The organism is Paenibacillus lemnae, from assembly GCF_012933385.1.
Classification (GTDB): Bacteria; Bacillota; Bacilli; order Paenibacillales; family Paenibacillaceae; genus Paenibacillus_AQ; species Paenibacillus_AQ lemnae.
The window spans coordinates 1-19,042 of the sequence record NZ_JABBPN010000011.1 but is presented as its reverse complement, the minus strand read 5'-3'; the positions used below and the strand labels follow the sequence as shown (position 1 = coordinate 19,042).

Genomic DNA, 19,042 nt, shown 5'->3' with positions numbered 1-19,042 from the left:
CGGATATGTATGCTGCGAAAAGAGTTCTGGATATCAGCATGTTAGTTCCCATAATAATAGTAGTATTTCTCACTTGTTTTCCGCTTGACCTTATTGAGCACAACTCCGAGCAATCTGGCATTCACTCTCTGCAAATTTTCTTTAGCCTTGACCGCAATTTCCTTCCTGACCTTGCCGGCATGCATGACCAATAGCACTCCATCACTCTGGGAAGCCAGGAGCTGTGCATCCGTTACAGCCAGCAGCGGCGGAGTATCAATCAGGATGATATCGAACTGCGTTCGAAGCTGCTCCAGTAACTCTTTCATTTTCTCCGAACCTAAAAGTTCAGCCGGGTTAGGGGGTATGGGACCTGAAGTCATCACATATAAATGGGGAATCCCCGTTTCCTGTACGGCATCCTCCAAGTCGATCTGATGGGACAACAATGACGAAAGGCCTGCCGGACTGGATACTTGAAACATCCGATGAACCGCCGGCTTTCGGAGAACGGCATCGATCAACAGCACTCTCCGTTCATTTTGCGCGTAGACTACTGCCAAATTTCCCGCGACCGTAGATTTCCCTTCCTCCCGGCCTGCGGACGTAATCATAATAATCTGGGCGGGATTATCTACGACTGAATATTCAATATGAGTCCGCAGCGCACGATAAGCTTCCGAAACAGGGGAATGTGAGTTCATCAGTGTGACCAAATGGCGCTTCTCATTTCGAGTGCGTGACACCGTTACTCCCCCCTCTCTTTGGCAAAGGTAGATCATGCAAACGGTCTTCTTTATGAAGCAGGTCCTCTTGGCTGGTCTTTGTAATCATAGCCAGTGTAGGCAGACCGAGATAATCACTGACATCCTCTTCCGTCTTGATCGTATCGTCCAGGTATTCCAGCAGCAGGGAAAGACCGACTCCCAACATCAGCGACAGTACAAAGGCCATGCCGATATTCAGCTTAACATTAGGTTCGACAGAGCTCGGTGCCACAGGTGGATCCAGCTTTGCCATATTTAGAATAGTGACATTCTCAACCTTAAATATTTTTGAAATTTCTCTTCCGAACACCTCTGTAACCGCATTCACGATTTTGGCTGCTCTGACATAGGTGGTGTCGCGTACGATCACGGTCATAACCTGTGTGTTATTCACAGAGGTGACATTAATCATGCCTGAGAGCTGCTCCGCGTTCAGTTGAAACATCGGGTAACTGGCTACCACCTCATCCAGAATGGCAGGTGTCTTGATGACTTCCTTGTATGTATTGATCAGTTGAATGTTCGCATTGATTTGATTAATATCGATTTGATTAATGGTCACTTGGCTGGGCATCTGGTTCACGACAATTTTGGTAGAAGCTTCATACATCGGCTTTTTGATAAACATGCTGTACATGGCAGTAAGCGAACATATAAGGATAACCATAAGGGCAATCAGCCAGATTCTTTTCTGTATAATTCGAAAATAGTCCCTTAGATCTAATTCACGCGACAAAGATTATGCCTCCCAACATCTTCATTAGCCGTTTCCCTTCATATTCTTTAACAGCTTCTAACAACCTATATTAAAGTCTTAGATCAGCCTTTATCTACCTTATAGTCGTCACTTCCGCAAATCATCCCGCCTCGTAATATGTAGATTTTTGTAAATATATTGTAAGTATCATCCATTTAATAGTACCAGAAGTCTAGGACTCATAACAGGAAATAGACTCTTATTAATGTAAATATATTCTACAAATTATAGGACTTTATTATTAAAAAACCTAAATTACTATATAAACAAATCTTGGAGTATGATTTATACTCCAGTGTGAATTTCATAATTGCACACGGCAATATGCATGTAAGTGTGACCCGCAGTATATTCATGTAAATATAATGGTAGCAATACCATAGGGCAGCACAAATAAAGACCTTGGGTAATCCCAAGGTCTTTATTTGTGCTAAGCGATTCTTCAGTTGTTAACCATCAATACCGTGCTATGTAGGTCGGCTAGAGCCGGATGATTATAATCTGATTACGTTAGCTGCTTGCGGTCCGCGTGCGCCTTCAACGATTTCAAACTCAACGTCTTGTCCTTCTTCAAGGGTCTTGAAACCTTCGGACTGGATTGCGGAGAAATGTACGAATACGTCGCCGCCATCTTCTGTTTCGATGAAACCATAACCCTTCTCAGCGTTGAACCATTTAACTTTACCTTGCATGCACTAACATTCCCTTCATCATCAAATAAAGTGTGACAACACTGTCCACATTTCCGACTATATCACCCAGAGATATCCATTGTCAATCTGGACAAATGCAGGGAGAGCGTCAGAAATGAAAAGGCTGTCATTGGGTACTTACCCAGAAGGGGAGGGGGTGAAACAGGGGTGAAGAAGATTAACTGTAATTTGAAAAAATCGCCCAGCAGCTCTATTTTTTATAAAAAGCTGCCGGGCGATGATTTTAGTTCATATTATTCAATCTCGTTATCTACTACGTCTGTCTCAAAAATACTGGTCCACGTAAGTGGAGTCGAGCTTGTACCATCAGTAAATGTCTCGTTCAGCACTCCCGCTGTATTTACAATGGAGATGATCTGATTCCCGCGCAGAATTTCGACTTTGACACCTGTCGGTTTGTCATCAGCTGTAATCAACGGTTGCTTCCATACGGTCGTCCAGCTGCCAGATGGGTACACTTGATTTGGTGCAAACAGTGTCGAACCGTAACCGCCTACGCCATCAAATATATTCATGAACTTCCCTCTGATATCTTCTGCCATCGAAGCTTTCAGGGTGCTAGTCGCCAGTACCTCGCCATCCTTCATGAGGGATACCATAACTTTATCGTTGTCCTGGATTTTGACTTTCTCTTCCTCACTCAGGATCATCCGTACTTGAACACCTTTATATATGCTTTCTTCCTTAGTTACGGTATAGGTTACATAGTCAGCAATTTCTGGCTTCGGTGTCTGTTCTTCTATAATCCTGTCCCATGTAAACGCCGACTGACTTGTACCATCAGTGAATGTCTCGTTCAGCGCTCCCGTTGTATTTACAATGGAGATGACTTTCCCACCGCGCAGAATTTCGACTTTCGCACCTGTCGGTTTGTCCTCAGCTGTAATCAACGGTTTATTCCATGCGGTCGTCCAGCTGTCAGATGGGTACACTTGATTTGGTGCAAACAGCGTTGAGCCGTATCCGCCCTCGCCGGCAAACTCATTTTCAAACTTCTTTCTGATATCTGCTGCCGTCGAAGCATTCAGGGTGCTGGTCGCCAGCACTTCGTCATCTTTCAAGAGAGAAACGACAACTTTGTCGTCTTTCTGAATCTTGGCCTTTTCTTCATCGCTTAGAATCATCCGCACTTGGACACCCTTGTATATGCCTTCTTCCTTAGCTACGGCATATGTTACATAGTCAGCAATGACTGGTTTTAGGCTAAAGACTTCATCAATAATACTGTCCCATGTAAAAGAAGTCGAGCTTAAATCGTCGGTGAATGTATCGTTTAACGCTTCATCTCGGGTTACGCTAGAAATGGCTATTTCCCCGCGCAAAATTTCGACTTTGACACCTGTCGGTTTGTCATTAGCTGTAATCAATGACTTTGTCCATTCAGTCGTCCAGCTGCCAGATGGGTATACTTGATTTGGTGCAAACAGTGTTGAACCATATCCTCCCTCGCCGGCATACTCGTTTTCAAACTTCTCTCTGATACCATCTGCCTTTTCCGCATTCAATGTGCTGGTCGCCAGCACTTCGTCATCTTTCATGAGCGACACCACAACTTTGTCATTGTCCCGAAGTTTGTCCTTCTCCTCGTCACTCAAGATCATCCGTACTTGGACACCCTTGTATATGCCTTCTTCCTTAGTTACGGCATACGTCACATAATCTTTAATCATTGGTTTTGGTGTCTGTTCTTCTATGATGCTGCCCCACGTAAACGCCGACTGACTTGTACCATCTGTAAATGTCTCGTTCAGCGCTTCCGTTGTATTTACAATGGAGATGACTTTCCCACCGCGCAGAATTTCGACTTTCGCACCTGTCGGTTTGTCCTCAGCTGTAATCAACGGCTTATTCCATTCGGTCGTCCAGCTGCCAGATGGGTATACTTGATTTGGTGCAAACAGCGTCGAGCCATAACCGCCCACCTCGTCAAATGTATTCCCGAACTTCCCTTTAATTTCTTCTGCCGTTGATGCATTCAGGGTGCTGGTCGCCAACTCCTCTTGATCCTTCATCAACGTCACTCGTACTACATCGTTGTCCTGGATCTTCGCTTTCTCTTCATCACTCAGGATCATCCGTACTTGGACACCCTTATAGGTGGTTCCACTTTTCTCTACCTGATAGGTTACATAGTCATCAATTACTAGTTTTGGCGTCTGCTGTTCTTCCAAATCTGCTTTTAACTCTGCAATTTTAGCTACTGATTGACTTAGTTTCGATTTGTTTACACCACTAATCAGATTCTGTTGCGCAGTGGTCAACGCATCAAATGCACCCTTAGCATCATTAACTCTAGCTTCATCAGCTAGCGTCAGATTGTCTACAGCAGGCAGCGCAGCAATTTTATTTGTCACGCTATTGGCCGCTACTTGATCGGCGGATGGTGGAGTTGGTGTTTCACCGGACCCTCCTCCAGAGGATCCTCCGCTGCCGCCACCGGTTGATACAGGAGGTGCTGCAGGCGGAACCTTCACAGCGTCCTTTTGTGGGCCTTCAAGGTTGTTTGGAGCTTTGGCAAATTCGGAATCTTGTGCTCCATCATTCACCACTGCAGTGGAAATAGTACCAGTTCCCAGCAGCTTAGCTACGGCATCCAGCACAAGCTTAATTACATTCGAACCACTGGACAATGTAACCGAAGTGCCGCCAGCAGATTCTTGAACGTTCAGGGTGCTAATCGCACCGCGTTCCAGCTGTACCGAGATCGATGCGGCTGCAATGTCGACATCATCAAAGGTACCATTTAGCACAACTTGGGCGTTCACTGACAGCTCTTTGGCCAATTGAACATCTGTAAATCCGACACCGGTAGCATCGATCTCTTCAAGCTTCACCGCGGATTGTACGATGACATTGTCCGCTTGCGTAGATCCTTGAGCAACGATACGCACACTTCCGTCTTTCTTGTTTACAATGACATTCACGAGCACGGAGTCCACCAGGTGAATCGAGTTAGCGCCCCCGCCTTGCACATTAGTATCTCCGTGGACTTTTACATTTTGAATTGTGACATCGCCTTCACCGATTCCCTCAGCAAGGGTAAGACTGCCTTTGATTTCGACGTTCTTTAAGATCACGCCAGCTGTTGAGATAATCACGTTCCCTTCAATAACATCTTGGCCCTCTTCAGGACCGAAGGTTCCAGCAGTATCATATGTAACTGTTTTCAGTTCGTCATATTTAAACTTAGCAGTATCGATCAGCATGACTGCCTCTGCTCGTGTGAGCAATTTTTTAGGTGCAAATGTTCGATTCGGATACCCCTGCATTACGTTGTTCTCAATCACGGATGTAACGGCGGTTTTGCTCCAAGATGCAACTTGACCTGCATCAGAGAACTGACCTAATATACCGTTATCCACCGGGTTAACTCCCAGTATGTTCGCTACGATAACAGCAGCTTCTTGCCGTGTTACGGGAGAGTTAGGACGAATTGTATTATTTTCATATCCTTGAACGTATCCTGCTTGTACAGCAGCTGCAATATCTTTGTAAGCCCAGTTCTGTTTCGCAAGATCCTTATAGCTGATCTCCGCTTGTTCGCTGTATCCGAAGAGACGGTTAATCATTGCTACAAATTCTGCGCGTGTGACTGTTTGATTGGGTTTGAAGCTTCCGTCCTGATAACCGGTCAAATATTCAGCATCCAGCCATTTCTGGATTTTCTGTTCAGCCCAATGTCCTGAGATGTCTTTAGCATATTGTGCTTGAACACCTCCAATATTCCCCAGCATCATACTTAATCCCAACAGTCCTGCTACTGTACCATGAGTTTTCTTTCCCATGTTAGCCTCCTCGAGTGCTTCTCTAATTGTTATAGGAATCCAAGTCTACAAGTTCTTCGATAAAATGATATCTCTCGACAATAACTAGTCTTTCAGACCTGGTTCTACCGACTCATTCTACCATATATTGCTATGGTTAATCCAGGAAAAGTTTAATTGAATTTTGAAATTAAAATAAAAGCTATCACTCTTACATGTCGAGTGACAGCTTTATTCAATGTATCTATTCTATTTCTTACGATCCATAAGAATGCTGTCCGTAACCCCGTATCCCTCATAGGCACTGCGCTGAGCTTTAGCCTGGTTCCGTTGACGGATCCAGTCCTGGGCTTCCAAGCAGAGAGCATTCATGCGGGCTCGGATGGCAGCATCATGCTGGAGAATCTGCTGGACTTGACTTTGCTGCTCAGTATTTGGCGGGGTCTGAGCCGCTAACTCCCCAAGCTGTTTCACCAGCTGCTCTCTGTGCTCCACAAACACTTCCAATTCCTCATACGACATTGCAGCCAATCCGCTTATGACCCGCTCCGTCTCCTGCTTCAGCTCCGAGATGCACATATCCAGTTCATGGATCGTCATGCTACCGCTATCCATGGATGGCTTCACCAGAGCCGATCGAAGCTGTCTTCTGTGCTTGAGATCCTGCAATCTTGGAGGCTTCTACCCAGGTCTCCCGCAGTTCTACCAGATATCCCAGTGCTTCCTCTGCCTTAGCTTTGTCTTTCTTGATATTCGCTTCGATCAGCAGAAAATTAGTATATTCGTAGAGTACGTAGAGATTTTTGGATACATCATAGGATTGGTCCAGCGTGGACATCAACTCACTGATGATAGTCTGGGCTTTGCCAAAATGAAGATTGGATTTCGTGACATCGCTCGACTCCAAACCTTGCATAGCGGTTCGTATAAATCGAATGGCACCATCATATAGCATCACAACCAGATGCTCGGGTGCAGCAGTCTTTACAGAAGATTGACGGTATTTATCATAGGGTGAAGTTATCATTCAGGATCCCATCCTTCACTTATTTTTGGAAATAGTTCGCTAGGCTGGACGACTGGGATTCAAATCTGCTCATAGCGGTTTCCATCGCTGTGAATTGACGATAATATGCAGTTTCCATGCGTGTAAGGCGAGCAGACATATCAAAAATGCGTTTATCAAAATCCTTCAACTGCTTACCCATCATACTTTCAGGTCTGAATAAACTGTTTGCATCTGCTGAGAACTTACTAGTTCCTGCTTTTTCTACTAATTTATCCAAAGTTCTATTCATCTCTGCAGCAAGTTTGTCTAGAATTCCTGTAGTTGGCGCACTGGACGGTCCCTGGAATACATCTATGATCCGCTGCGGATTTTCTGCGATGGCGGATTTAAGTTTCGTTTCATCCAGCTTCAGCTTTCCGTTCTCAAAATATTGACCGGTTGTAATTCCGTAAGACGACAAATCTCCAAGAGCTGATGTAATTGTGAACCTCATGGATGTCAATGCACTGCGCAATATCTCGTCATTCTTATGAAGACCGCTCTTCGCTTTCCCTTCCCAAAGCTTGATATCACTTTCGCTCATTTCCTTGCGCTGCTCGTCCGTGAGCGGCTGAAAGTTACGATACTTCTCTTCTCCGACCTTGTTATTAAATAACTCTAGCATGGAATTATAGTCATCGATAAAGGCCTTGATCGTGTCTACAGCTTTTTGTGAATCGGTCTCGGTGGTAATAGTTGCAGGTTTATCCGATGTACGAATGATGTTCTCGGGACTCGTTCCTTCAGCGGGTGGATCCATGGTAAGGGCTAGGGCTGTGATTCTCATACCGTTCACTAATACCGTGTTGTCTTTAGTATCGTAATATTTTTCTTCTCCCGTACTTGTATTCTTTACAAAGATACCGCCCTGTTTGGCAGTCTGAATATCGTCACCGTTCAAACCAATCAGACTAAGAAATGACTGTGCTTTTCCTTCTGCAAGCTTTAGGTCAGTGCCGTACTCTTTCGCAGTTATGGTGAATTTGCCGCTCAATTCATCAAACACAGCCTTGACGTTAGCAGTCTTATCATTGTTAATTTTGCCGATTACGGTACTAATGGAATCATTCTTACTGAAAGTGATCTTGGTGTTGTTTATATTCATCTCGAACTCATCCGGCGCATCTGTCCCATAAAATGCACTTAGCGTGGTTGTGAGACTGGCCGGCTTGGCAGGAACTTCAGCCGTAGATCCATCTGCCGGAATTACGGCTGTCTGCAATGGGGCACTTTGCATTCTGGACTTCTCGGCCAGTCTGGCAACCGACACAGACATAGGCACTCCGTTAGCATCCACTGTAGCGTCCACTCTCACAGCCTCTGTATTGCCTGACAATACTGCCTTTTGTGTGTTCATCTCGGCGGAGGTTCCATATTTTAAAAGTTTATTGTTTCGAAAATCAATGATCTTGCTGTTCATTTCTCGGTAGCTATCACGAGTCCATTGGAGCAGTTGTTTCTGCTGGTTCAGCTTGTCCAGCGGTACACGCTTGGCTGTCATTAATGACCTGACCATGCTGTCAATGTCCATACCTGAAAAGCCTGTAATCCGCATGCATTTCCCTCCTTCAGTTATGCCTTTTCATCGATCAAGATTCCCGCGATCTCCATCATACTAGCGACTAGATCCAGTGTTCGCTCTGGCGGAACTTCCCGAATAACCTCGCCGGTATCTTTGTTTAACACCTTGACCATAATCTCATGGGTCTTCTCATGTATGCTGATATCTAGCGTCGTCTCGGGTCCTTGTAACGATTTGAGAGCCCGATCTATTGTTTTGATGAGGTGTTCTTCACCTACCGATAGTTTAACGCCTTGCTGCTGTTTGTCAGCGGCATCCTGTGCATTCTTAATCGTTGAAGCTAAATGTTGAGCAGTGCTCTCTCCAATCGAAGCCCCCTGAGACTGACCCGGTGATGATGACAATGTGCTGGAAGAAACCGAAAACTTGATCTCCATTCCTTCTACCTCCAACGGACATATTCAATGTATACCTATATATCGGCTGTCTTCTGTCTTTTGTTTAGGATCTGCATAAAGATAAATAGAAAAAGCCCCAGGCAAAATGCCCAGGACTTCTATTAGATAAGATAATATTAACGAAGCAGCTGAAGTACGCCTTGTGGCTGTTGGTTTGCTTGAGCCAGCATCGCTTGAGCAGCTTGAGCCAAGATGTTGTTCTTGGTTTGCTCCATCATTTCTTTCGCCATGTCCACATCACGGATACGGGACTCAGCAGCTGTCAGGTTCTCGGAAGCAGTACCCAGGTTGTTGATGGTATGCTCCAGACGGTTTTGTACAGCACCCAGTTTAGCACGTTCGCTGGAAACGAGGGACGTTGCTTTATCCAGAACATCGATTGCTTTGGAAGCATCTTCACGTGTCGAGATGTTCAGAGCAGCTTCTGCTTTAATGTCGTTAGTTCCGTTGGTTACACTGTTTTCTTTCGTGAAACCAGCTTGACCAGCATTACCCGTAATACCCAGTGCAGCAGAACGAACATCGTTGATGTTCAGGGACATGGATTGGCCAGTGTTAGCGCCGATTTGGAACTTAGTGGAGAAACCAGTTCCTTGAGCGCCAGCGCCTACTACTTGCTCAACGTTTTTCACAGCTGTCAAGTCAGCAGTTGCAAATCCAATTCCAGTTAGGGGCGTTCCTGTTCCATCAGTTAATTCAAGGTCTTTACCTGTTTCAGAAATAAACTGAATTTCATTATCAGCAGAAAGCGATGCTGTAACTTTTCCATCTAGTCCAGCTTTTTGAAGAGCAGCATTTAAATCTTTAACTAGATCAGCTCTCGCAGCATTTGCTACATTATCATCAGTGTTATCGATGTCATATGTCTTTGCATCCGGTCCTAAGTCAATTTTTACTGCACTCTCAGTTCCCACCTTAATTTCAAAAGTCGAGTTCGCAGCTAGTGTAACGTCAGATGAAAGATCATTCGCAGCTTGAAGACCAGCTCGTTCAATTGTGGCGGGAGTTCCAATCACTACACCGTCACCTGAACCAGTTGTGTTAAGGTTAGCAGCTGAGTCTACCGAGAACATATTAGCAACTGCATCTGCATCTGTACCTGTCCCAGCATCAATAGAAATTTTGCTGTTAGCTCCCTCAGACTTAGCTGTGATTTTTAAATCTCCTGCAGCATTTTTATCAATGTTTACTACATCAGATAATTTGACTCCACCCGATGTAACATTCTTAAGTTCATTGATAAAATCGTCTATATCGCCGGCACCACCAGAAGCTTTGTAATCACTAGCCCATTCTTGTTCAAACACAGACTGAAGGTTAAATGTTCTACCATCTACTGTGATTTTTGCATCAGCAGCGTCTGCGATATCCGCAACTGCAAATGCATTGTAATTGGTTGCAGTTGTTGCTACTTCAAACGATGCACTAGCAGCCTTTGTCATCTTACTACTTTCACTAGATCCAATACCACCATTCAGCAGCTTCTGAGTATTAAACTCAGTAGTGTTACCAATACGGTTGATCTCGGAAGTCAGCTGGTTCATTTCGTCTTGCAGAGCTTGACGATCGGAATCGGTGTTCGTTCCGTTAGCAGATTGGTTGGAGATTTCACGCATACGCTGCAGGATGCTGTGCGTTTCGTTCAGTGCACCTTCAGCGGTTTGGATCAAAGAGATACCATCTTGAGCGTTACGGGAAGCTTGGTCGAGACCACGGATCTGACCGCGCATTTTTTCGGAGATTGCCAGACCTGCAGCATCGTCACCAGCACGGTTGATGCGAAGACCGGAAGACAGCTTCTCAATATTCTTGTTTGTGTTTGCAGTGTTTGCAGACAGTTGGCGGTGAGTGTTCAGCGCCGCAATGTTATGATTGATAATCATTAGGTGTTTCCTCCCTGAAATAAGTTAATATCCACGTCCATGTGGTAAACGCTGAACCATTAAAGGTCGGCCGCCCTGCCGGATCAGCGTCTGATATATATATCGACCATTGGGAGGATTCATTTAATAGATGATGCGGATTTTTTCATATATTTTTTCAGGTTCTTGATTCCCAAGTGAAAAAATGAGCAACTGCAGCATAAATGGATTGAATTAATCCCCATAATGAAGGTATCAGATCAAGGAATGTAGCGATCGGATGGGCCACTAACCCAATCAAAGCACCTATAGGCAGCATAACTAGAGCTAGCAGCAAACCAACCAGTGCCGTTATCACGTCGTATACAACCAACATCCACTTCATCGCCTGTGTCATCATGGAACCTTTCAACTCATCTTCTGTCAGTGTAAAATCATACGAGATATTCTTATACAGCTTGACCGGCAGGTTAAATAAATACGATAGATTATATGCCACGCTTTCGGAACCATTTAAAATATCACCCGTCGGCTTGAAGAAATACTTCAAATACCGTTCCGCCATAAAGAATACATCGCGATTCAGGCCCTTCACCATGTCCTGCTCTATAACTTCGTGAAATTCTTCCTCGGTCGGCCCGAACGCCACGACAAGCATCTTCATCTTGTGCAATGACTCTGCATTATCCTTGGCTTCGCATCCTCCAAGCACAGCTATAATGAACAGCAAACCTAACATAAAAAGTATTCTTCTGAACATTCAGACCCGATCCCCCTGGTTCCAGCTAAAACTATATTCTAAGCATGAACACACTACTTCCCTCGAAGCCGCTCTATCAGCGCATTCAGATTGGATGGCGTTGAAGCTGCAGATTCACGGTTTGCCTCCTGAATGGCTGCATATACCTCCTGCCGAAAAATATCAACATGAGATGGTGCAGATATACCGACTTTGACGTTATCTCCATCTATACCTAGAATGGTTACTTCGATGTGATCCTGAATCACGATCGACTCCCCTTTTTTGCGGGAAAGTACAAGCATTTCACTCACTCCCCTCTACATCTATAGATTGCGACCAAAGCGGATGACGTGTCTGGTAAGGAGACTTGTGCAGTACAATCTGCTTACCCATGTGTTGATCTGGATTCATTACCAGGGGAGCAAGGAGATTGATACTGGATTGCTCCACCTGATCTTTGAGGGTAAGCACACAGCGAATAACCACATTGCCATCAATCTGAAGCTCATTCGCCTCTTCTTCCGGCAGCTCAAATTCGTAATTCGGATAGAACTGGAACGGATCTGCCAGCAAAAACGCAAGGTCTTTATTTTTCAGAGACTGCAAGTAAGAAAAAGGTTCATCTGCGAATGGGATTAGCACAAATTCCGTTTCCTGTTCAAATCCCGGCATTCCCTTATTAAACTGATATTTCTGCGACTCATCTACCTCTAAAGATCCCCATGCCATTGTTTGAATCATCATATCGTGTATCACTCCTTATTAAACCTATATTACAGACTAAAATAGCATAAAAGCTTTAGACGGCGTGCCACAGCTCATCTAAAGCTTTAATAATATTACATATAAGTATCCAGATCAGGCGGCGTATATTGAACAGCCGGATATTGCTTCATATAAATATCCAGCTTCCCGCGGGTATATTGAATCTCCGGCCTATGCGTCTCCACTTGCAGATTCACTTCGGCAGGCTGGAAGGAAATCTCCGGGGGCCGGGTCTGGATCGTAATATCTACATTATCCATGGATGCGGGTCCACGAAACTCCGGAAATGAATTCGCCTTGGTATCACTACCATATACTTCGGCAATGGTATTCCCCGGTTTGAAGAATTCAGCCATCCGGTTCCCCTGCTCCACTCGTCTGGCAATAGCCTGGAGGAATATCTGCTCAATTCCAGAGTAGATCATGCTGTTCATATCGATCATATTGCCGCCATGATAGGCAGCAAACGCTTTGGACTGATCGATCCTCATTTCCGGACGGAAGTAGCGTATACTCCATTGTGCAGGCTCCGTACGCTGGGAAATGTCAGCTTTGGGCTGACGGATGGAGAAGGTTCCGGGATCGGCGTCAATATGAATCCTCCCCGGAGTTTGACGAATCTGCAGTATAGGCTGAGCCAACATTCCCACCCTCTATCTCAGAAAATCAACAAGGGAAGACGAAATAATCTTGGCCCCTACAGAGAGCGAAGCATTATAGATATTCTCCTGAATTTTGGAAGTCATGATCAGCTTCTCGTAATCGGCATCTTCCGTCTTCGACTGCAGATCGGTCAGATTGAGCTCCAAATCACTTAGGCGGCCCTGCATCAGCTCCACCCGATTCGTCTTTGCCCCAATCTCGGAGCGTACTGACAATATCTTCTCCATGCGGGTATCAATATGATCCAGTTGAGCAGATACAGCATCTGTATTGCCATCTTTTAAGGCCTGAGATAAAGCATTAATAATCGTGAAGAGATTATCATGCTCATCTTTAGGTTCATTGCTGCCAAACACCTCGTTGCCGGATACATTGATCTTCAGCTTCACACTCTCTCCGACAATGTAATCGATGGACCCCGGGTCTGTGAGACGCGAGGCAGCTGCTGTAGTATCGTATGTCCCGTCCGACCCAACCTCAAACTCGTAAGGTTTCTCGTTATATTTCTGCCCGTTAAAAATATACTTCCCGTTGAGCTTGCTGTTGGCGATGTCCACCACTTGTTCTTTCAGCTGGGCAATCTCTTCGTTAATGCTGTCCAGAGCCGACTGCGGGTTGCTTCCTGTCGATGCTTGTACCGTTAACTCGCGAAGACGCTGCACCACACTCCCTGCTTGTCCGAGTACGGTATCATTAAAATCCAGCCATGATATCGAACTATCTACATTCTTCATGTACTGTTCATTCTCTGCTAACTCCGAACGATAACGAAGCGAATAGGTCATCCCTACAGGATCATCAGATGGTTTGTTCAGCTTGCGTCCTGTAGATAATTGAATCTGAGTCTCATTCATGGAACGTGCATTACGGTTCAAGTTCAGCAGCAGCTGGGAATTCATCATATTGGATGTAACTCTAAGCATGGGTTAACCTCCTTCCTTAACGGCCGACCGTACCGGTCGAGTTAATCAATTTATCCAGCAGTTGATCAAATGTGGTCATAAACCGGGCAGCAGCACTATAAGCATGCTGGAACTTGATCATGTTAGCCATCTCTTCATCGAGCGACACGCCGCTTACCGATTGGCGCCGACCTTCGACCTGTGTGACTAACACATGGGCATTATTGGTCTGCCGATTCGCTTCCTGAGCCTGCACACCCAATTGTCCTACGGTTGAACTATAGAAAGAGGCGATTGTACCTTTGGTTCCATCAGCAGCGGTAAACGGAGCTATATTCAAACCTGCAATCAGCAAGGCAAGTGTATTATTACCTTTAATCACCTGCTCATCATCTCCACTGCCTTGCGTACGCATGGAAGTCGCAATCTTGCTGGGGTCGGATGCAATGACGCCATTCAGACTGATGTTACCAGCCGTGATCGTCCCACCGTTATCCGAAGCCACGAAAAAAGGGAGTCCATTTCCTGCGGTCCCATCCATGGTATATCCCAATTGATGCAGACCATTAAGTCCTTTAACTGTAACTGAAGCATCCTTTGCCAGAACGGCTCCTGCAGGAACCTGTTGGCCTGCAACTACTGTGCTCAATGTGCCGTTAACAGATACTTCAACATCAGTATCGAACACTGAGCCATCCGGCACCCGTGATCCCGCCGGAAGTTTAACAGGAACGTCTCCATTCACAATCGTATTCGCCAAATTATCGAGCTGCCGCTGGTAATCGGTGACAATGTGATCTTTGGAAACAATCATTCCGTGTACTTCACCGCTGCTCAGGTCTCCTGAAGCAAATGCATTCTCCAGAAATGCAGAATCCACTGTCACTGAGACAGCTGGGCCCTCGATCAGAGCCTGACCCCCTACCGAAATATTATATCCGGCATCTCCCTGAGTGACAGTAATATTGAGGATTTTGGACAACTTGTCTGTAAGCAGATCCCGTTGATCACGAAGATCGTTAGCATGATCACCCATACCTTCGATTCTTGTGATTGAACGGTTGAGATCGGCAATAGATGTCAGATAGGTCTGTATCTCGGTACCCTTCACAGCAACGTTCTTACCCAGATCCGAATTCAGATTATCCAGCTGCTTACTCATATGATTCAGTGCATCCGTAAATGATTGGGCGGTCTGAACCACGATCTTGCGTGCGGTCGGATCTTCCGGATTTTTACTTAGGTCGGACCATGAAGTAAAGAACTTGTCCATGACCGTTCTTATCCCCGTATCGGACGGCTCTGTAAAGATAGCCTGCAGCTTATCCAGGGTATCCGCCTGAATATTCCAGCTGCCAAACGAACTATTCTCTCCCCGGAATTGATCATCTAAGAACATTTCACGGATTCGTTCAATGGATGTGAACTCAACACCAGTCCCCATCTGTCCCGGTGCTGTCGACTTCGTCAATCCGTAAGGTTCTAAAGGACGGGCGGCGGTCATCTTGACCGTCTGCCGAGAATACCCCTCTGTGTTCGCGTTCGCTATATTATGTCCGGTCGTTCCGAGCGCAGCTGTTTGTGTGAACAGGCTTCGTTTGGCCGTCTCTATGGAATGAAAAGTTGATCGCATCTAAATTCCCCCTGTTTATGCGCGTGTATCAAAAAGCCCTGTACGACCTGTATTACTGCTGCGCTCACCCGGATGCTGATAGGTGATATCCTGAGACGGTTTTCCTGTCAGTAAATCTAATGAGAGGTCGATAAAATCAAGGGATTGTTTGATTAACTGCTGGTTCAGGTCGTTCTTCTCCTTTAACCTCAACAGGGTACCAGACAATGTAGATTGAATGTTCAAAAGCCTCTCTCTTTCCTCCAGATCGAATACCAGCTTTGACAGTTCAGTTACATTTAGTTCAAGCTGTGACTTAATCCCTCTAGAATGAAGGAACAATTGCGTAACTTCTGCACGTTTATGCTCCAACTGCTCGACGAGTTTAACGGATTTGGATTCCTGATTCATAATCTGTACTACGGTATCAACCTGGTTCTCTTTAATGGCGTTCGTTTTACTGTCTGCAAGTGTCAGCATGTTACTATATACGGTGTTTAGCTGCTCTAAGACTTTAATCAATTGGTCTACTGCCATGTTCAGCCCGCCTATTTCTCAGTAAACTGCTTGAAGTGCGGAAGCAGTCTCTCTGCTAATTTCTCTGCGTCCACCGTATAGGTTCCGGCAGCAACTTGGGATTTAAGATCCTGAATTCTTTGGGCACGATCTGTGTCCTGAGTCTTCTCCTGCGCCTGCAGCATCTCCATCGCTTCGGTGGATATGGATACCTCATCCTTGCGCCGGGTCTTCTTGGCATCTTCCTGGCGATGAGATTCCACGTTTCTCTGATAGTGCTGAACGCCTGTTACTCGTCCACTCTCATTAATCTTCAATGCACTCACCCTCCTATTCATTACTATAAAATAAATCAGCCGATAACCTTATACTAAGATTATCGGCCGGGGTTGAATCATTCTTAATAGTACTATGGTATGGATTTCACATTACCGGAACTTGTCTAAAGCCCTATAAGCTCCATCTCCACTGCGTTCTTGCTTGTCAGTGCTTGTCGAATCCGTCACGACCTGTCTGATCTCCTTCGTTAGGCGGGATCTGCAAGATTCACACATATTGCTCTCCCGGATCAGAATCCCGCACACTTCACAAGGATAATTCATATTGGGAGCCTCTACCGTGGATATACGCCCCTCACGTACAAACCGTGTAATCTGCTGGATGGAAACTCCCGTGGCTTCCGATACTTCATGAATGGTCGCTCCGCGTTCCTTCCGAAGATATTCTACACAACGCTCATACTCCTGCTCAATCTCTTTTTGACAGTTAATACACATGTCTCTCAGGTTTAATGCATACAATTTACCGCAGCGAGGACAATTTCCAACGTTCATAGCAGCCTCCCGTAAACTAACTTTGAAGTGAACTGTTTCATTCATCCTCATATTACCATTAAGCTCTGTTCTAGTAAATTATGTACTTATCATTGATACTAGGATCTCGCCCAGGTCAGACCGTATACGTCTACCTGAACACATGCAGCTGTTGCAGCTTTTTGCAAAACCCGGCTGCATGCATTCAATGTACTGCCTGTCGTATATATATCATCGATCAACAGAATGGATATCGGCCTGGCGGACTCTCCTAAAGTGGTATATGTATGATTGAGCCATGACTGAAACTCCTGAACTTTGACACCAAATAGATCGTGCATGCTGGCAAGACGCTGCGCTCTGGTTTTATAGCTTTGTTTTTCCGAATCGTAATTTCTCTTCAACAAGTCTCTTACCGGTACATCCCGGGATGCCCCAACCTTGGACGCTATGGCTCTGGCCTGGTTAAACCCGCGTTCTACCAACCTCTGTTCACTAACAGGAACGAATGTAATGACATCCGGTTTCCACATGTGCTGCGGTTCTCTGCCTTGCTGAAAGGGGGTCTTCGCCACTGTATGCCTTTGAGCCAGCTTCTCTTTCATATACCAGCCCCTGGACGTGATCTCCTGCACAAGAGAATCATAGGCTTGCTGCAGCATACCGGATATTAACCCTTCGTATCTTTCGTCGCCCCTATACTTGTACTGGGACAGCCATTCTTTCATTAAAGAATTGTAATATACCGCACTTCGGTTCATTGTAAAATAAAACGGCTCCACATCACGGCGGCTGCAATCCGGGCAGCCTATTGATCTGCCGCATCGCAAACATCGAGGTTTAAGGATCCAGGGAATACTCTTGTAGCAGGCACTGCATATTCCATAATGCGAGGGCAGCAATATGGTTTTACGGGTACAGGTGATACACGCTTTGCCTGTTGGTGCGAGCAGGTGATGGATCTTCTCCAAGAGATGGTTAAGCGCTGTGGTTATCATGGTCTCACAATCACTGCCTTTCATGAAAAATATATATATCCAGTGTACTCAGAAAGAACTCCGTAAATAGCCGCCTTTCTGGGCAATGCGGTTCATCTGCTTAATCTGGCGTATGGCCAGGCGCTGCGAACGCGTCCAGTGCGGACTCCCGAAAACAACACTTCCAGCGGGGTCGTCCTTCGAGCGGCCAGCCCGGCCAGCCATCTGAATCAAAGCAGCCTCGTCAAACATCTCGCTGTCTGCATCCAGGATAAACACATCGCTCATGGGTACGGTCACACCCCGTTCCAGGATGGTGGTCGTGACGAGCAGACGAATATCCCGCTCACGAAAGGACATGACTTTATTCGCTCTGTCCGCATCCACAGAAGATGTCCCTTGGATCACAATATCCCGGGGCAGAGAGGCAGACAACAGCTGGACGAATGGCTCAATATGCCGAATGCGGGACACAAACAGAAAGACCTGTGCTCCTCTGGCAAGAGACCTCTGCAGCCTCCGAATCAAGGATGCCGGAAGTTGACCTTGAGCAAGACACTGCTGAACCGATGGTACTCGAAGACCAGATGGTACGGGCAGCGGATGTCCGTGAAACCTCGCCGGGACTTTGGCATGACGCAATCGGCCGGAGGCCGCTTCCCGCTGCAGCTTGTCCGGCGGTGTGGCAGACAAGTAGATGTACTTGCCGCCCGGCTTGCATGCCCCTTTTGCCGCAAAATCCAGCATGGGGTCGTTATGATAAGGAAAAGCATCAATCTCGTCAATCACGACCAGATCAAAAGCATGCCTGAATCGCAGCAGCTGATGTGTGGTCGCCAGCGTAATCCCGCCCCGCTTCCAGCGGTCCGGGCTGCCTCCGTACAGCGTGATGACCGACTGATCCGGGAAGGCGGCGGCGAGCCGTGGTGCAAGCTCCAGCACCACATCCCTTCGAGGTGCCGCCACCAGCACCCGCCCGCGGGCTTCCAGGACGGACTGCAGCAGCGGGAAGATCATTTCGGTCTTCCCGGCACCCGTCACCGCCCAGATCAGGAAGCGGGCGGCCGCGGAGCCTGGCACGGCCGGCTCCGCCAGAAACCGCAGCGCAGCGCCGGCGGCGGCGCCCTGCGCTGCGCTGAGCCCCCACCGGCCCAGGGCCGCGGTGGGGGAACCCCCGGCCGTG

At 46.4% G+C, this 19,042-nt stretch carries 20 protein-coding genes; all 20 read right to left on the bottom strand.

The window, feature by feature from the left end; translation table 11 throughout:
• Nucleotides 1-41 precede the first annotated feature (41 nt).
• Complete coding sequence (locus HII30_RS12690; protein WP_343045105.1) at nucleotides 42-725, bottom strand: CpsD/CapB family tyrosine-protein kinase; 684 nt, start codon at nucleotides 723-725, stop codon at nucleotides 42-44.
• Nucleotides 706-1,482 carry a YveK family protein gene (locus HII30_RS12685; protein ID WP_169505420.1) on the bottom strand — a complete coding sequence of 259 codons (777 nt, stop codon included), beginning with the start codon at nucleotides 1,480-1,482 and terminating at the stop codon, nucleotides 706-708. The genes HII30_RS12690 and HII30_RS12685 overlap by 20 nt, the downstream gene beginning before the upstream one ends.
• A 515-nt stretch (nucleotides 1,483-1,997) precedes the next feature.
• Nucleotides 1,998-2,195 (bottom strand): cold shock domain-containing protein, encoded by a 198-nt coding sequence (locus HII30_RS12680; RefSeq protein ID WP_169505419.1) that lies wholly within the window; start codon nucleotides 2,193-2,195, stop codon nucleotides 1,998-2,000.
• A 254-nt stretch (nucleotides 2,196-2,449) separates the two neighbouring features.
• Nucleotides 2,450-6,001 carry an S-layer homology domain-containing protein gene (locus HII30_RS12675; protein WP_169505418.1) on the bottom strand — a complete coding sequence of 1,184 codons (3,552 nt, stop codon included), beginning with the start codon at nucleotides 5,999-6,001 and terminating at the stop codon, nucleotides 2,450-2,452.
• A 228-nt stretch (nucleotides 6,002-6,229) separates the two neighbouring features.
• Complete coding sequence (gene fliT, locus HII30_RS12670) at nucleotides 6,230-6,595, bottom strand: flagellar protein FliT (protein ID WP_169505417.1); 366 nt, start codon at nucleotides 6,593-6,595, stop codon at nucleotides 6,230-6,232.
• Nucleotides 6,588-7,007, bottom strand: coding sequence for a flagellar export chaperone FliS (gene fliS / locus HII30_RS12665; protein ID WP_169505416.1), 420 nt, complete (start codon nucleotides 7,005-7,007; stop codon nucleotides 6,588-6,590). Before fliS ends, fliT begins: the two co-directional genes overlap by 8 nt.
• 19 nt (nucleotides 7,008-7,026) lie before the next feature.
• The gene (gene fliD / locus HII30_RS12660) at nucleotides 7,027-8,583 is read right to left on the bottom strand and encodes a flagellar filament capping protein FliD (RefSeq protein WP_169505415.1); all 1,557 of its coding nucleotides are present in this window, start codon (nucleotides 8,581-8,583) and stop codon (nucleotides 7,027-7,029) included.
• A gap of 17 nt (nucleotides 8,584-8,600) precedes the next feature.
• Entirely contained in the window at nucleotides 8,601-8,987 is a 387-nt protein-coding gene (locus tag HII30_RS12655) for a flagellar protein FlaG (RefSeq protein ID WP_169505414.1), read from the bottom strand.
• A gap of 137 nt (nucleotides 8,988-9,124) precedes the next feature.
• The gene (locus HII30_RS21850; protein WP_169505413.1) at nucleotides 9,125-10,891 is read right to left on the bottom strand and encodes a flagellin N-terminal helical domain-containing protein; all 1,767 of its coding nucleotides are present in this window, start codon (nucleotides 10,889-10,891) and stop codon (nucleotides 9,125-9,127) included.
• Nucleotides 10,892-11,048: 157 nt separating this feature from the next.
• Nucleotides 11,049-11,630: a hypothetical protein gene (locus HII30_RS12645; protein WP_169505412.1), complete on the bottom strand. Its 582-nt coding sequence runs from the start codon at nucleotides 11,628-11,630 to the stop codon at nucleotides 11,049-11,051.
• 53 nt (nucleotides 11,631-11,683) lie between these two features.
• Nucleotides 11,684-11,914 carry a carbon storage regulator CsrA gene (gene csrA, locus HII30_RS12640; RefSeq protein WP_169505411.1) on the bottom strand — a complete coding sequence of 77 codons (231 nt, stop codon included), beginning with the start codon at nucleotides 11,912-11,914 and terminating at the stop codon, nucleotides 11,684-11,686.
• A gap of 1 nt (nucleotide 11,915) precedes the next feature.
• Nucleotides 11,916-12,356, bottom strand: coding sequence for a flagellar assembly protein FliW (gene fliW, locus HII30_RS12635; protein WP_169505410.1), 441 nt, complete (start codon nucleotides 12,354-12,356; stop codon nucleotides 11,916-11,918).
• A 95-nt stretch (nucleotides 12,357-12,451) separates the two neighbouring features.
• Nucleotides 12,452-13,021, bottom strand: coding sequence for a DUF6470 family protein (locus HII30_RS12630; protein WP_169505409.1), 570 nt, complete (start codon nucleotides 13,019-13,021; stop codon nucleotides 12,452-12,454).
• Between the two features lie 9 nt (nucleotides 13,022-13,030).
• On the bottom strand, nucleotides 13,031-13,963 hold the full coding sequence (gene flgL, locus HII30_RS12625) for a flagellar hook-associated protein FlgL (protein ID WP_169505408.1): 933 nt from the start codon (nucleotides 13,961-13,963) through the stop codon (nucleotides 13,031-13,033).
• Nucleotides 13,964-13,979: 16 nt separating this feature from the next.
• Complete coding sequence (flgK, locus tag HII30_RS12620; protein ID WP_169505407.1) at nucleotides 13,980-15,575, bottom strand: flagellar hook-associated protein FlgK; 1,596 nt, start codon at nucleotides 15,573-15,575, stop codon at nucleotides 13,980-13,982.
• Nucleotides 15,576-15,590: 15 nt separating this feature from the next.
• Nucleotides 15,591-16,091 (bottom strand): flagellar protein FlgN, encoded by a 501-nt coding sequence (locus HII30_RS12615; protein WP_169505406.1) that lies wholly within the window; start codon nucleotides 16,089-16,091, stop codon nucleotides 15,591-15,593.
• An 11-nt stretch (nucleotides 16,092-16,102) separates the two neighbouring features.
• Nucleotides 16,103-16,387: a flagellar biosynthesis anti-sigma factor FlgM gene (gene flgM, locus HII30_RS12610; RefSeq protein WP_169505405.1), complete on the bottom strand. Its 285-nt coding sequence runs from the start codon at nucleotides 16,385-16,387 to the stop codon at nucleotides 16,103-16,105.
• 111 nt (nucleotides 16,388-16,498) lie between these two features.
• Nucleotides 16,499-16,903 carry a flagellar protein gene (locus HII30_RS12605; RefSeq protein WP_169505404.1) on the bottom strand — a complete coding sequence of 135 codons (405 nt, stop codon included), beginning with the start codon at nucleotides 16,901-16,903 and terminating at the stop codon, nucleotides 16,499-16,501.
• Nucleotides 16,904-17,001: 98 nt separating this feature from the next.
• Nucleotides 17,002-17,643 carry a ComF family protein gene (locus tag HII30_RS12600; protein ID WP_169505403.1) on the bottom strand — a complete coding sequence of 214 codons (642 nt, stop codon included), beginning with the start codon at nucleotides 17,641-17,643 and terminating at the stop codon, nucleotides 17,002-17,004.
• Nucleotides 17,644-17,928: 285 nt separating this feature from the next.
• The coding region (locus HII30_RS12595) for a helicase-related protein (RefSeq protein ID WP_169505402.1) at nucleotides 17,929-19,042 on the bottom strand (1,114 nt) is incomplete at its 5' end.

Coding starts and splice junctions, on each gene's coding strand:
- flgK (WP_169505407.1), bottom strand. CDS start 15,575: ATGCGATCAACTTTTCATTCCATAGAGACGGCCAAACGAAGCCTGTTC.
- fliS (WP_169505416.1), bottom strand. CDS start 7,007: ATGATAACTTCACCCTATGATAAATACCGTCAATCTTCTGTAAAGACT.
- csrA (WP_169505411.1), bottom strand. CDS start 11,914: ATGCTTGTACTTTCCCGCAAAAAAGGGGAGTCGATCGTGATTCAGGAT.
- fliW (WP_169505410.1), bottom strand. CDS start 12,356: ATGATGATTCAAACAATGGCATGGGGATCTTTAGAGGTAGATGAGTCG.
- HII30_RS12680 (WP_169505419.1), bottom strand. CDS start 2,195: ATGCAAGGTAAAGTTAAATGGTTCAACGCTGAGAAGGGTTATGGTTTC.
- HII30_RS12605 (WP_169505404.1), bottom strand. CDS start 16,903: ATGAACGTTGGAAATTGTCCTCGCTGCGGTAAATTGTATGCATTAAAC.
- flgL (WP_169505408.1), bottom strand. CDS start 13,963: ATGCTTAGAGTTACATCCAATATGATGAATTCCCAGCTGCTGCTGAAC.
- HII30_RS12600 (WP_169505403.1), bottom strand. CDS start 17,643: ATGAACCGAAGTGCGGTATATTACAATTCTTTAATGAAAGAATGGCTG.
- HII30_RS12615 (WP_169505406.1), bottom strand. CDS start 16,091: ATGGCAGTAGACCAATTGATTAAAGTCTTAGAGCAGCTAAACACCGTA.
- HII30_RS12630 (WP_169505409.1), bottom strand. CDS start 13,021: ATGTTGGCTCAGCCTATACTGCAGATTCGTCAAACTCCGGGGAGGATT.
- fliT (WP_169505417.1), bottom strand. CDS start 6,595: ATGGATAGCGGTAGCATGACGATCCATGAACTGGATATGTGCATCTCG.
- HII30_RS12675 (WP_169505418.1), bottom strand. CDS start 6,001: ATGGGAAAGAAAACTCATGGTACAGTAGCAGGACTGTTGGGATTAAGT.
- fliD (WP_169505415.1), bottom strand. CDS start 8,583: ATGCGGATTACAGGCTTTTCAGGTATGGACATTGACAGCATGGTCAGG.
- HII30_RS12655 (WP_169505414.1), bottom strand. CDS start 8,987: ATGGAGATCAAGTTTTCGGTTTCTTCCAGCACATTGTCATCATCACCG.
- HII30_RS21850 (WP_169505413.1), bottom strand. CDS start 10,891: ATGATTATCAATCATAACATTGCGGCGCTGAACACTCACCGCCAACTG.
- HII30_RS12645 (WP_169505412.1), bottom strand. CDS start 11,630: ATGTTCAGAAGAATACTTTTTATGTTAGGTTTGCTGTTCATTATAGCT.